The sequence below is a fragment of the Pantoea sp. nfd-35 genome, from assembly GCF_056892255.1.
In genome coordinates this window covers 2,243,451-2,256,018 of record NZ_CP122403.1, presented here as the reverse complement: position 1 = coordinate 2,256,018, position 12,568 = coordinate 2,243,451, and the positions used below count along the sequence as shown (strand labels likewise).

At 56.1% G+C, this 12,568-nt stretch carries 12 protein-coding genes; 2 read left to right on the top strand and 10 right to left on the bottom strand.

What is annotated here, in order from left to right; all coding sequences use genetic code 11:
• Positions 1 to 252 precede the first annotated feature (252 nt).
• Genes P9J57_RS10530 through P9J57_RS10490 form a run of 9 tightly spaced genes read right to left on the bottom strand, consistent with a single transcriptional unit; the run spans position 253 to position 8,520 of the window.
• Entirely contained in the window at positions 253 to 714 is a 462-nt protein-coding gene (locus P9J57_RS10530; RefSeq protein WP_014593739.1) for an NUDIX hydrolase, read from the bottom strand.
• Positions 715 to 765: 51 nt separating this feature from the next.
• Positions 766 to 1,962, bottom strand: coding sequence for an ABC transporter substrate-binding protein (locus P9J57_RS10525; RefSeq protein WP_483279192.1), 1,197 nt, complete (start codon positions 1,960 to 1,962; stop codon positions 766 to 768).
• A gap of 4 nt (positions 1,963 to 1,966) precedes the next feature.
• A complete protein-coding gene (locus P9J57_RS10520; protein ID WP_483279191.1) occupies positions 1,967 to 2,986 on the bottom strand; it encodes a CobW family GTP-binding protein in 1,020 nt (339 codons plus the stop codon).
• A gap of 23 nt (positions 2,987 to 3,009) precedes the next feature.
• The gene (locus P9J57_RS10515; protein WP_014605818.1) at positions 3,010 to 3,294 is read right to left on the bottom strand and encodes a hypothetical protein; all 285 of its coding nucleotides are present in this window, start codon (positions 3,292 to 3,294) and stop codon (positions 3,010 to 3,012) included.
• 10 nt (positions 3,295 to 3,304) lie between these two features.
• Entirely contained in the window at positions 3,305 to 4,051 is a 747-nt protein-coding gene (locus P9J57_RS10510) for an SDR family NAD(P)-dependent oxidoreductase (protein WP_483279190.1), read from the bottom strand.
• A gap of 9 nt (positions 4,052 to 4,060) precedes the next feature.
• A complete protein-coding gene (locus P9J57_RS10505; RefSeq protein ID WP_078828683.1) occupies positions 4,061 to 4,834 on the bottom strand; it encodes an SDR family NAD(P)-dependent oxidoreductase in 774 nt (257 codons plus the stop codon).
• A 9-nt stretch (positions 4,835 to 4,843) separates the two neighbouring features.
• Positions 4,844 to 6,214, bottom strand: a complete 1,371-nt coding sequence (locus tag P9J57_RS10500) for an MFS transporter (RefSeq protein WP_483279189.1) — start codon at positions 6,212 to 6,214, stop codon at positions 4,844 to 4,846.
• 34 nt (positions 6,215 to 6,248) lie between these two features.
• Complete coding sequence (locus P9J57_RS10495) at positions 6,249 to 7,124, bottom strand: polysaccharide deacetylase family protein (protein WP_013025811.1); 876 nt, start codon at positions 7,122 to 7,124, stop codon at positions 6,249 to 6,251.
• Between the two features lie 19 nt (positions 7,125 to 7,143).
• Complete coding sequence (locus P9J57_RS10490; RefSeq protein WP_483279188.1) at positions 7,144 to 8,520, bottom strand: amidase family protein; 1,377 nt, start codon at positions 8,518 to 8,520, stop codon at positions 7,144 to 7,146.
• A 284-nt stretch (positions 8,521 to 8,804) separates the two neighbouring features.
• On the opposite strand from P9J57_RS10490, the gene P9J57_RS10485 reads away from it, so the two are divergent.
• Both P9J57_RS10485 and P9J57_RS10480 read left to right on the top strand, forming a co-directional pair.
• On the top strand, positions 8,805 to 9,851 hold the full coding sequence (locus tag P9J57_RS10485; RefSeq protein ID WP_019105199.1) for a GntR family transcriptional regulator: 1,047 nt from the start codon (positions 8,805 to 8,807) through the stop codon (positions 9,849 to 9,851).
• Between the two features lie 363 nt (positions 9,852 to 10,214).
• Positions 10,215 to 12,095, top strand: a complete 1,881-nt coding sequence (locus P9J57_RS10480; protein ID WP_029568787.1) for a M48 family metallopeptidase — start codon at positions 10,215 to 10,217, stop codon at positions 12,093 to 12,095.
• A gap of 80 nt (positions 12,096 to 12,175) precedes the next feature.
• Here P9J57_RS10480 and P9J57_RS10475 read toward each other — a convergent pair whose 3' ends face one another.
• Positions 12,176 to 12,565 (bottom strand): RidA family protein, encoded by a 390-nt coding sequence (locus P9J57_RS10475; protein ID WP_110286761.1) that lies wholly within the window; start codon positions 12,563 to 12,565, stop codon positions 12,176 to 12,178.
• Positions 12,566 to 12,568 lie beyond the last annotated feature (3 nt).

Genomic DNA, 12,568 nt, shown 5'->3' with positions numbered 1-12,568 from the left:
TTAGAGCGAATAAGGGATGTTTTCCTGATGATGTCTGTGTGGGTTAGCGCTATGATCAATAAAAAGTAATTTCAGCATCCTATATGCTTAGCCTGTGAAATTAATAAATACATCATTAGATGATGTATTTATATTTTCAATTATCGTCGATATGTCTTATTTATGGGCTGGATAATTGCATGATCGTATCGCTATAAACAGGTTAACCGACCTTCTTCTGGCTTAGTCAGTTTTTTCCAGCATTTATTTTTTCTACTTCCCAGATGAATCTGAATCCATGCTGGTCAACATTTCTACGAGATTGTCTGGATATACCGTTTCGGTTGTGGCATTAAGTGCACTAATCGACCACCAGTAATAGCTGGCAATAACCGACTTTTCGTTTTCACTCCAACCCAAGGTATCAATCTCGTCTCCCGAGACATTAATGATAAAAAAACGCTCATGTGCCTGAACGCGTTCGCCCGAGGGCAGCGTCATGACAAAGCATCGCTCTCTTCGGGACGGGCCAGGATCGTTTCGGCGAATACCCGTTTCTTCATAAAGTTCTCTGAGCGCCGCCTGCTCGAAGGATTCGCCCTCCTCTACGCCGCCGCCCGGCGTTGCCCAGTAAGCATGGCCTGCGAGTGCATCCTGTGTATGCACAAAACGAAACAACAACAGGTTATGCGAAGCATTGAGGATCAGTAGTCGGGCCGAGCGGCGCGTACGCATGCCTTCTTCCTTCTGTTTTAGCCAGGCGCAGTTAAAAGAGTCGATCGTCCTTCAACTGGCCCGCAAAAAATCCTGCCAGCGGCGCGTCAGGTAGTTATGCTCATCCATCACGGCGTTCCAGACGGCAATATGGCTCATGCGCGCGTCGTAGCTACCACCGTCGCGCACTTCACCCTGGGGAATCAGCGGTGCGCCCCAGGCATCCAGTAGCACCTCTCTCGCAGGCTGGCCGCCGTACCAGAAATCCCACTCTGCAGCTGACAGATGCGCCCGGCTGCGTTCCGCGTTGGAGATATAGTAACCCTGCCGCGCCATCACTGCGCCAGGCCAGCCGGACTGCCACCAGTTTAAATAGTCGTAGGCAGCGTCTTTGATTCTGCCGGTCGCGCAGCGCGAAAGCGACATGCCGCCGTACCAGGCGCGGTAACCTTCACGCGGGCGTGCCATTTTATAGCCACGTTGATGAAAGTGATGACGGAAATAGATGGGCGCCCACAGGCTCTGCACTTCCACCTGCTGATTGGCAATGAGGTCGCAGGCTTCATCCTGGGAGGCCCAGAATGCCGCAAAATGCCCGTTACGATTGAGGCGCGCCAGTTGCTGCGTCAGCAGGTCGATCTCTTCGAGCGTAAGATTGCCCGTGTTGGCAAAGCTCGCCAGACCTGCGCCCTGCATGGCAAGCGCCGCATCGATGCCGCCCATTGCCGCATCTTCCTGTAAGGCAACCTGGCCCGTTAGTGAAGGATGCAACAGCCATCCCCAGCTTTCCTCCTGCTGCTGTAACGCGGTCGGGAGCCTGTCGGCGTGATAGGCAAAGCTGTCAACGTTGTGCGTCAGCGGCAACATGCTGATGTGATCGCTGGCATGGCTGCCCAGATGCCTGTCGCGCTGCACATAAAGCCGTTCAGAGGGCACGCTGCCGTCAGCGAGCGGCAGATCTGGACGCAGCCTGCCGGTTTTAGCCAGCGGGGTGATCTCGTCCCAGTATTTAAGTCGTTTAATCTCCAGCGGCTGAATGGCCTGCGCGGGCCAGACAAAATCAATATTGTGAAACCACTGATCGTAAAGGTCATAGCTCTCAGGCTGCATGACGGCAATGCGCTGCGCATCTTCCACACTGTGCAGCAAATATTCAATGCGAATGCCCAGATCTTTCTCGGCGCTGACGCGTAGCATTTCGAGCAACGTGACGGAGGTCCCGAGCACGCGTAAAGTGAGTTGATCGTTGACCTTCGCTGCAGAATTCATCGTTTTACCTGTCCTTTAACGCCTGCTGGAAGCGGTTAAATCCCTGTTTCAGCCGCTCTGCGTCGAGTCCGCGCAGAATAAAAACCAGTTTGGAAGTGTCTAAATCCCCCGGCCAGTCGTTCATATGTACGGGCGGATGCAAGGTATGCTGAACGCCGTGAATCACCACCGGCGCACTGGTGCCGCTAAAACGCAGAATGCCCTTCATTCTCAAGACCGATTGCCCATGGCTATGTAACAGCATTGACAGCCAGATAGCAAACGCGGGCCAGTTCAGTTCGTCTTCCAGAGTGATCACGCAGGTCTGGGTTAAAGGGTGATGATGCGTTTTTTGTCCGGGAGTCAGATTGTAGCGGGCATCGCCCACGGCACCAAGCCAGCGAAACCGCTGTGCGTGCGTTCCTTTGGCGAGGCGAAGCGCGAATAACTGCCCGGGTTCGGCCAGCGCATGTTGCGTATCGCTCAGCTCCGCTAGGGGGGTTAAACCGCCAAGCCATGTCTGGAGGGCGAGCAAACCGTCGGGATCGATCCGATCGCATTTGCTGAGCAGCAGTTTGTCAGCCGCGCTCACCTGGGCTAACCATTCGGGCTGATGGGCCGACTGTAAACGGGCGTGCTCTGCATCGACCAGCGTCACCAGCGTGCCCTGACTGAAATGGTGTTTAAGCTGCGGATCGTGCAGCAAGGTTGACAGAATGGGCGCAGGATCGGCCAGCCCGGTGGTTTCGAGTATCACCTGACTAAACGGTGGTAGCTCGCCGCGCGTACGGCGTTCGTAGAGGTCCAGCAGCGCCGTTTTCAGTTCACCTCGAATCTGGCAGCATACGCAGCCGCTGGGTAACAGCACCGTATCCGGTGCCACTTCATTTAACAGATGGTGATCAATCCCGACTTCACCAAACTCATTCACCAGCAGCGCAACATCGTTAAGATTCTGGTGCGTCAGCCAGCCCTTCAGCAACGTGGTTTTACCACTACCGAGAAAGCCGCTCAGGATATGCAGCGGCAGTTTTTCATTTCGCATCGCGGACTCTCCGTTACTCGCCATCAAAGCGCCGCCAGCCAGGTCTCATCCAGCGGATCGAGAGTGCGTCGGGTCATCTTCTCGGCTTCTTTCCACAGCAGGTCCAGCGAGCTCACCATGACCTGCTGCCCCGTGGGACTGGACAGCACCCAACTGGTGTGAAACTCGGTTAAGCTCAGTCGCCAGGGCTTAAGCGCCCGGTTAAGCAGCGCCAGCTGCTGCAGGCGTAGCTGACGCTGGGGCAGATTGTTTTCCAGCGCATCGCTCCACTGCGGCCCATTATCCAGCAATCCGCACATTCCACACATCGCGTGCTCCTTAGGGCATTACATCGCCAGAATTCGGCCCCAGCGTCTGACCGACAAACAAGTTGCCGCCCGGCTCACTGGCCAACAGCAGCGCAACCGGTGCCACCTCGTCTGCCCGGCCGAAACGCCCCAGCGGTAGCTCAGCGGCCTTGGCGGTTTTCCACGCCTGATTGATGCCATCGATCAGCGGGGTTTCAATTGGCCCCGGCGCGATCGCGTTCACCAGCACGTTATCGGCAGAGACTTCCAGCGCCAGAGACTTGGTAAAACCAATCACACCCGATTTGGCGGCGGCATAATGGCTCAGTTCTGCGCCGCCCTTTATTCCCAGTTGCGAGGCGATATTGATCACCCTTCCCCAGCGCTGCGCCAGCATGGAAGGCAGCGCACGTTGGGTGGCGAGAAAGACGCTGCGTAAATCCACCGCCATCATCTGCTCCCACATGGTCAGCGTGATATCCGTGCAGCGGGCCTGCGTGAGCATACCGGCATTGTTAACCAGAATATCAATCCCATCGAACCGTTCCAGGCAGGCATCCACGCCCGACGTGGCCCCGTCGACCTCCCCGACATCCGCTACCACGCCAAAACAGGGCACACCTAAGGCGCGACAGCGTGTCACCATGGCCTCCAGATGCTCACTGTTCCGGTCGGTCAGTATCAGGTGTGCGCCCTCACGGGCGAACAGCGTAGCGATGGCGGCCCCGATTCCGCTGGCCGCCCCGCTGACAACGCAGCGTTTGCTTGCTAACTGCATACTCTCTCCTTAATCAGGCCAGCGGACGGTCAGCCCGCCGTCGACAATCAGGCTTTGCCCGGTGAGATAACTGCTTTCTTCGCTGGTGAGAAACGCGATTGTTTTTGCCACCTCGTCCGCCCGGCCGACTCGCCCAAGGGGAATCGCGTGCGCCGCTTTCGCCAGCCCTTCCGGGCCAAGCGAGTTGTGTTTATCCAGCGACTGCGGCGTTTCGATCAGGCCGGGAATAATGGCGTTACAGCGGACGCCGCGCGGTGCCAGCTCCACCGCCAGCGACCGGCAAATGCCCGGTACGGCGGCTTTCGCCGCCGCGTAATGAGCATGGTCCTGCCAGCCATAAACCCCGCCTGCAATCGATGACACGGCAACCAGGCTGGCCCCGGAATGCAGATGCGCGGCGGCAGCGCGGAACAGCCGCATCACGCCCGTCAGATCGACATTCAGCATCTCATCCCAGCGCGAATCGCTCATCTCATCAATGCCTGCGCGGCGCAGAATGCCGGCGTTAGCCACCACGTAGTCAAGCCGACCAAAGTGCTGAACGCCTTGGGCGATAAATGCATCGACGGAGGCGGTGGAGCCAACGTTGAGCGGCAGCCAGAGTGCCTCTCCGCCCGTAGCTTCAATCTGTGCTGACGCCAGCGCCGGATCGTGCGGATCCTGCGGGTAATAACCCGCAATCACCCGCACGCCACGCTGCGCATACAGCGTGGCCAGCGCCAGACCAATGCCGCTGGCGGCACCGCTGATAGCGGCGACCGGCGTTCCGTTTTCATTCTGCATATGCTGTCCTTAAGCCTGAGGCTGGGTCGAGGTGGCGCTGACCTGGGTATCCAGTTGCGCCGCCGGTCGTGCAAACAGAATAATGATGCCGGAGACAAAACAGGGTACGGCACCGAACCAGAGAGCGGCTTCCTGCCAGTGGCCGCCCTGGCTCAGCACCGAGGTAGTACCAATACCGGCTACGATGGCACCGACCGGTCCCATCGCCATGATGAGGGCACCCGCCGTCGCGCGGATTGCGGTAGGAAAGCTTTCACTGATAAAAAACAGGGCAGCGGCATAGGGTCCGATCAGGAAGAACAGACCGACGCTGTACAGCGCAACGATGATGGCAAAGTTGTCCGGACAGAACAGCATGGCGGCAAAGGCAATACCGCCCAGCATCCAGCCTCCGGCAATGGTGTTGCGGCGGCCAATCCGATCGCCGAGCCAGCCGTGCGCCAGGTAACCGCAGTAACCCACCAGATTCGACAGAATCAGGATCAGCAGCGAGTTATTGAACGACACATCGTGGGTTTTGGTGATGACCGTCGTGCCCAGCACGCTAAAGATCTGGATTGCGAACCAGTTCAGCAGAATGGCAATGCCGAGCACTAAGGTCGAACGCAGGGCGGTGCCACGAAACGCCGAAGCAAAACCCGATTTAGGCTGATCTTCATACGGCACCAGATAGTCGGCAGCCACCTGACGGGCATCCTTGTCTTTGCCCTGCTCGCGCAGCGTTTTGATTTTTTTCTGCACTTCAAACTGTGGCGTTTCTTTGAGTCTGAGCGCCAGCAGCGCAATGACCAGCGAGGGGAACGCGGCGAAAATAAAGCTCCCCTGCCAGCCAATGATCGGCAGCAGAATCGCGGTCAGGGCTGATGCGACCAGCGCACCCACCGGCCATCCGCCCTGCACCAGGCTGTAAACGAAGCCCTTGCGCTTGTTGAGTTTAGGATCGTCGAGTGCGGTATAAAGCTCAGATAAATAGGTGGCGTTTACCGTCTGCTCTGCATAGCCCAGGCCAGCGACGGAGCGAATAGCGGTTAACGCGCCCTTGCCCCACAGGCCGCCAATTGCGGTCAGCAGCGAGCACAGCGCCGCGCCACCCACCGTAATCACGATGCCCATGCGACGCCCCAGCCGGTCGACCAGTGGCCCAATGGCCAGGGCGATGACCGCCCCGCCGAAAGCGACCCAGGTAGCAATCTCCGACTGCTCAACTTCACTCCAGCCAAAATGGCCGCCGATTTCCGGCAGTAACGTGCCGAAAAGAATGAAGTCGTAAACGGCAAAAATCCAGGCGAAGAAGGCAATCCATGTGGCGAATTTCACATCCCTGATGGTTAACCGCTGTGGCTGCCAGCCGTTAACGGATTTTTTTTTGTAGATGCTCATGTCGTGATCGCTCTGCAAGATAAAGGAAAGAAACTTAACGCGGTTTGCGCGCTAAGAAGTCATCTGCGATTTCGTCGAAGGTGACAAATCGCACACCCTGGTGGCTCTGGATGTACTTGATCAGACGTTCCAGCATCAGCAGCACCTGCGGACGACCTGAAACGTCGGGATGAATGGTCATGGTAAACACCGCGTAGTCATTTTCGCGGTAGACCCAGTCGAACTGGTCGCGCCAGATCTCTTCCAGATGACGGGGGTTCACAAAGCCGTGGCTGTTTGGCGATTTTTTGATAAACATCATTGGCGGCAGGTCATCGAGATACCAGTTAGCGGGGATCTCGACCAAATCGGTCTCTTCACCACGCGTCAGCGGCTTCATCCAGCTGTCGGGATGCTGGCTGTAATCAATTTTGGTCCAGCTGTCGCCGACGCGAACGTAATAAGGATGAAAGTCGTTGTGCATCAGACTGTGATCGTATTTGATGCCCTTTTTCAGCAGCAGCTCGTTGGTCACGTTGCTGAATTCCCACCAGGGCGCCACATAGCCTGTCGGACGTTTTCCGGACAGCTGGGTGACCAGCTCAATGCTGCGGTCCAGTACGGCTTCTTCCTGCGCGGGTGTCATGGCGATGGGGTTTTCATGGCTGTAACCGTGAACGCCAATTTCATGCCCTGCGTCCACCACCGCTTTCATCTGCTCAGGAAAGGTTTCAATGGAGTGACCGGGAATAAACCAGGTGGTACGCAACTGGTGTTCAGCAAACATTTTCAGCAGGCGCGGTGCACCCACCTCCCCGGCAAACAGTCCGCGTGAGATATCATCCGGCGAGTCTTCCCCGCCGTAAGAACCCAGCCAGCCCGCAACCGCATCCACATCAACACCAAATGCACACAAAATTTCTTTAGCCATGAGTCTTTCCTCTAAGGAGTTAAGCGCAGACGGAATGGTCTGCCGTAAACGTGCCTGCGACCGTGCTGGCAGCGTGAAGAAGCCGGCGATCCTCGCCAGCAGGAAGGGAAAAAAGCAGGCTGGTATACAGCCCGTTTGCGTCTTTGCCGGTCGGAAAAGCGATTCCCGGCATATCCAGCAGACTGCCCGGCATGGTTAACCGCAGCGTGGCAAGATTGGTCTGGGCAAACAGATCGTCGTCTTGCATCAAGGGGGCCAGTTCCGGTGCGGTGTGGGCAACGGTAGGCGTAATCAGCACCGCCCCGTCCAGTTCTGCCGCCAGTGCCTGTTGCCACGACTTGCGTTGTGCCAGAAACGTTTCAAGCACCGCAGGATCCTGATGGCTGGCGGCAAGCAGGCGTTCCCGTACGCGCGCATCCATCAATGCCGCGTCAGGCGAGGCTAACAGTTCGCGATGCAGCAGCCAGGCCTCACGTCCACCCGGCCAGCCCTTATCGGCAATCCAGGCCAGTGCCTGGTTAAAGGCCTGAAGTGGCGCGTGATCAATTCTGAACCCGGCGGCCGTCAACTGGGCTATCCGGCGACAAGCGTTCTCACGCACGGCCGGCTGGCACGCGGCCAGTAAGGCCTCGTCGACACGAAAGTGCGGCGCAGGAAAGCGCATTTTTTGCGCGCCGCACAGAATGTCATCCAGGGCAATAGCATCACGTACGCTTCGGCATAGCGGCCCCACCGTGTCCAGCGAGTGCGCCAGAGGATAGACGCCCGTTGTCACATAGCGCTGGCGACTGGCGCGATAGCCAATCGTGCCGCTGAATGCGGCAGGAATCCGTATTGAGCCGCCGGTGTCGGTGCCAAAGGCGATACAGGCGAGACCTTCCGCAATTGCCCGTCCCGCGCCGCTGGACGATCCTCCGGGTGCAAAAAGCTGCGACGTGGTGCCCCGGATGGCCGGCGTACCAAAACTGGGATTGAGTCCAAGGCCGGAAAACGCGAATTCACTCAGGTTGGTTTTACCCAGCGTCACCAGTCCTGCTGCCGAACACTTTGCCACCAGCGCGGCATCCTGTGGTGCGACAGGGACATTGCTTCGCGTAGCCGACCCGGCGGAGGTCTGGCTTGACTGAATATCGAACAGATCTTTCCAGGCCACCGGAATACCATCCAGTGGGCTCAGCGGGCGGCACGCTTGCCAGCGCAGCGTTGAGGCTTCGGCCTCTTCGCGGGCACGGGCGGCGGTCATTGAGATGAAAACGGAAGGCGCGTTTTCAGCCGCTTTTAGACAGGCTGTGGTAAAGGCCAGCGGCGACAGGCGCTGTTGTGCATAGAGCGCACTGATTCCCAGCGCATCAATCTGACCAGCCATGAATAACTGACGAACATTTTCGGCCTGCACAGCATCACCTTTAAATGTATATTACGTTTCAATGTACATTTGAAGATAGCAATAACGGTGCCATAAAAAGCACTGTTAAGTTGCATAATTGTGATCATGTCGATCCTTATAATTAAATTTGATGAGTTATCAAGGGGTTATTTGCCGCATTTTCGAGTATTTCGTCACGTCACAGATGAAATTGCGCGCAGACATTAAATGTATTAATTTAAAAGTGATCCATTATTGGGCAAGGTGCACTACATCAGTGCTGTTGATAGCCTGCACCGGGAGTGCTGTCAGATATGCTAATGTGGCTGGCAGGACGGAGAGCAGAAGATGAAACAATGCAAAACAAGGTTACGGGAACGGACATGGACGATGCAGGCTCTGCGCGTTACGAAAGTATTCGCCAGGTTTTACTGAAGGTTTTTCAGCAGAATAGCGTGCCTGCGGGGCTGGTGCTGCTGGAGGGTCCGCTGGCGCAGCTGTTTGGCACCAGTCGTGTTCCCGTCCGGCGGGCGTTAAGCATGCTGCATGATGAAGGCTGGATTGCCCGTTTTGAAGGTCGGGGATTTATCGTTGCGCGCGATAATGAGGACGTTGAGCCGGTTCGCATTGCGCTGACGCGCGAGCTGTTCGGCCTTGAACAGCGCGACGAGCTGGTTGATACGCGCAGCACGGGTGAAAAAGTGCTGGAAAACCTGCAGGGGATCCTGTCTACCGCGATGGTATTCGGCTGCTACCAGGTGGATGAAACGGGCGCGGCGAAGCACTATAACACCAGCCGCGCGGTGATACGCGAGAGCCTGATGCGCCTGCGCGACAAGGGGCTGGTAGAAAAAGAGCCCTATTCTCAGTGGCTGACAGGCCCGTTAACCGCGCGCGAACTGGCTGACCATTTTGAAATCAGGGCGCATCTGGAGCCGGCCGCATTACGAAAAGCCGGCGAACGGTTAAGTGTTGCCTGGCTTAACGCGCGGCTGGATAACGTGCAAACCTGCCGGGGCAAACAGCTTAATGCCGCGGAACTCGAAATGCTGGAAGAAGATCTGCACATTCGCAGCCTGGAGCCTGCGGGCAATAAGCTGATGATGCAAATTTTACGGCAAAATCAATCGCCGTTTATCGTCACCCGAATCTTCTACGAGCGGCTCAGCATCCCTGTCGACAGCGCAATGCTGGATGAACACAGCCTGGTCTATGAATTTTTACTGAAAAGGAACTGGGAACTGGCGGCCGCCTGTATGCGCGATCACCTTGAGCGGGCGCAGGTCAGAACATTACAGCGCCTGAAAGTCTTATCCGTGTTACCGGTGCCTGAATTGCCGGTCTTTATGGAGCGTCAGTAAGCCCTTCCAGCGAAAAAATCTAAAACGAAACGCGCCGCATTAATCAGGTTTAATCATAAATTATCAGACGAAAATCGCGTGACTGATGAGCATGCGGCCAGCCTGCCGCAGGATCGCTTTCCTGTGAGCCCCGCCGCGAGCCTCTCGCATTGACAGATCGGCTGTCTGCCGCTGAACGCCACGAGTGTTAAGAAGACGTAAAGTAATTGCTGGCATATAATCCATCTTGCTCTTCTAAGATACGCACAAATAAGACACGCACAAAGCTGAAGCATGCTGAGACGGATCTCACGCCATTTTCCTGATGTCGGAAACGCCCTGTCAGTATCGCCAGATAATAAACAGCTTGTCCCCCCACCGACAATGAGCGAGCGAATTATTGTGAATAAATTAACGGCATTGAAAAAAGGATATGCAAAAGTTTTCTTATGGCTTTTGCTCACGCTGTTTTTAACCCCTGCGATTACATTGGTTTTTGCTCACTACGGCAGTCACGAACTCGATCAGGAATACACCCAGATTTTTATCGATAATGCGCGTGCGCAGAATCAAAGTCTGGGTAAATTAATGCAGTTTCTGCAAGCCAATCCGCCTTCCAGCGTCTGCGGACCGGTCGCCGATAATTTGATTGACTATAAAAATGCCGTCTGTGGACCGGGTTCCGAACTGTCGCAATTTTATCTCATCGGCAAAGTCGCTCTATGGACGATGGTTTTCAGCGGCGTCATTCTGCTGATGATCCTTCTGTTCAGTGCGCTGGCATTTAAAAGCCGACGGGGGCAGTTACTCAGCCTCCGCCTGGCGCGTCCCTTTTTAATGCTGGCGTGCTCGCTGCAGGTGCTGGTACAGGGCGCCATGTTGGTGTGGCTTTCTTTCTGGGGCACCGCCTTTTTCACGCAAAAATACTATCCAAAGCTGGTGATCCTGGTCGCGCTGCTGGTGTTGGCTGCGATGTATTACATGATCAAAGGCATCTTTAAAAAGCTGCCGCCGGAGGAGAGCATTGAAGGCGACGTGGTCAGCCGCGAAGCAGCCCCGGCACTCTGGGCGCGTGTTGACGCGCTGGCGGCCAGCGTGGGCACTATCCCGCCGGATCACATCATCGCCGGTATCGATACCAACTTCTTCGTGACAGAAGCACCGCTGAGCGTGAACGACCAGCCACTGCAAGGCCGAAAACTGTATGTCAGTATTCCCCTGCTGCGTCAGCTGAGTACCGCGCAGGCTGACAGCGTGATGGTGCATGAACTGACACACCTGCACGAAGGCGATACGGCATCGGGTGCCTTGCTGGGTCCAAAGCTCCATCGGTTCGATATGTATACGCAGTTAATGAGCGAGAATCTGTCCACGCTTATTGTCTTTTATCCGCTCTATCTTTATCGCCTGTTCTTCGAACTCGCGTGGCAGCGTAACAGCCGTGAACGCGAATTTATCGCCGACCGGAACGCCGCCGCGCGGGTCTCCTCTGCGGCGATTATTGAATCGTTAATCAAAATCTCAGCCTATGCCAGCTATCGTTACGAAGTTGAGCGTAAGCTTTTTGCAAATAAAACGCTGTATGAAAATGCACCCGGGATCAGTCAGGCCATCGCCGTTGGCCTGCCGCAACACGTGAGTTCCGCGGACTTTGTCAGCACGATGCGTGAACAGAATATCCCCCATCCCTTTGATTCTCATCCCCCCCTGTCTGAAAGAATGCGCAACGTTAACTATGCCGTGGAAGAGGCGGATTACGCCGTCATCGCCGCGACATCACCGGCGGACAGCTGGGTCGATGTAATTCCGGTCGCCGATCAGATTGAGCACCGGCTCTGGCAAAAATATGAGCGAGAATTCACCTCGCAACATGAAGAGAGCCTGGCCTGGCGTTACCAACCGACGGGTGAAGAAGAGACCGCGCTGGTCTTAAAGTATTTTCCGGATGTGCCTTTCACGCTCAAAGATGGTTCGCAGATGATCATTACCTGGCAAGGCATCGTGCAGCCGCATTCAGCCGGTTTGCTTGAGTGGGATAACGTCAAAAATATTAACGTGCTGCGTCAGTTCGGCAGAGACAGTGTGTATGTGCAGCATGTTCAGCCCAATGCACAGGGCAAAAAGCGCAGCAAAATCCGCCTGCCCGGTCTGAAAAAAGAGATTGAACACGTTAAATACACGCTCAACTATTACTGGCATCGCCACCAGACGGTGCGGGCGCTGAAAGAACAGGTGCAGCCGGAAACCCCGCAAGGCACGGCCTGACCTCTGCCGTCGCGGGCGCGCCTGCGACGGTTTTTATTTTTTACACACCACGACTGCCGGACAGGCTCACGTCCGGCGTTTTAGCGGCCCGTTGCCGCCGTTGCTTCAACCTCCAGCAGCACGCCGTAGTGGAGTTCCGGCACCGGCACGATAGCTCTGGCAGGTTTCCACTCGCCGAGCCATTGTGCATACAGCCTGTTGAATTCTGCCCACAGCCCGACATCCACCAGATAAACCCTCACCATCACCAGATGATGCTTATTGAGGCCTTCCTGCTGCAGGCAGGCCTCCAGATTGGCCAACACCTGCGATGTCTGCTCAGCAAAGGAGGCCGTGCTACGCATTTCTCCGGCTGGCGTGACTGGCAACAGGCCGGAGATAAACATCAATCCCGAGGCTAACGCATAGTGCGAATAGTGGCCCGGATGCGGTGTGTCCTGTATATCGCGCGTGTGTATTAATGGTTGCATCTT

What these genes read in the sequence shown, in the direction of transcription:
- P9J57_RS10505 (WP_078828683.1), bottom strand. Translation starts at nt 4,834, where the DNA reads ATGCAGAATGAAAACGGAACGCCGGTCGCCGCTATCAGCGGTGCCGCC.
- P9J57_RS10480 (WP_029568787.1), top strand. Translation starts at nt 10,215, where the DNA reads ATGAGCGAGCGAATTATTGTGAATAAATTAACGGCATTGAAAAAAGGA.
- P9J57_RS10530 (WP_014593739.1), bottom strand. Translation starts at nt 714, where the DNA reads ATGCGTACGCGCCGCTCGGCCCGACTACTGATCCTCAATGCTTCGCAT.
- P9J57_RS10495 (WP_013025811.1), bottom strand. Translation starts at nt 7,124, where the DNA reads ATGGCTAAAGAAATTTTGTGTGCATTTGGTGTTGATGTGGATGCGGTT.
- P9J57_RS10475 (WP_110286761.1), bottom strand. Translation starts at nt 12,565, where the DNA reads ATGCAACCATTAATACACACGCGCGATATACAGGACACACCGCATCCG.
- P9J57_RS10500 (WP_483279189.1), bottom strand. Translation starts at nt 6,214, where the DNA reads ATGAGCATCTACAAAAAAAAATCCGTTAACGGCTGGCAGCCACAGCGG.
- P9J57_RS10525 (WP_483279192.1), bottom strand. Translation starts at nt 1,962, where the DNA reads ATGAATTCTGCAGCGAAGGTCAACGATCAACTCACTTTACGCGTGCTC.
- P9J57_RS10515 (WP_014605818.1), bottom strand. Translation starts at nt 3,294, where the DNA reads ATGTGTGGAATGTGCGGATTGCTGGATAATGGGCCGCAGTGGAGCGAT.
- P9J57_RS10510 (WP_483279190.1), bottom strand. Translation starts at nt 4,051, where the DNA reads ATGCAGTTAGCAAGCAAACGCTGCGTTGTCAGCGGGGCGGCCAGCGGA.
- P9J57_RS10485 (WP_019105199.1), top strand. Translation starts at nt 8,805, where the DNA reads ATGCTAATGTGGCTGGCAGGACGGAGAGCAGAAGATGAAACAATGCAA.
- P9J57_RS10520 (WP_483279191.1), bottom strand. Translation starts at nt 2,986, where the DNA reads ATGCGAAATGAAAAACTGCCGCTGCATATCCTGAGCGGCTTTCTCGGT.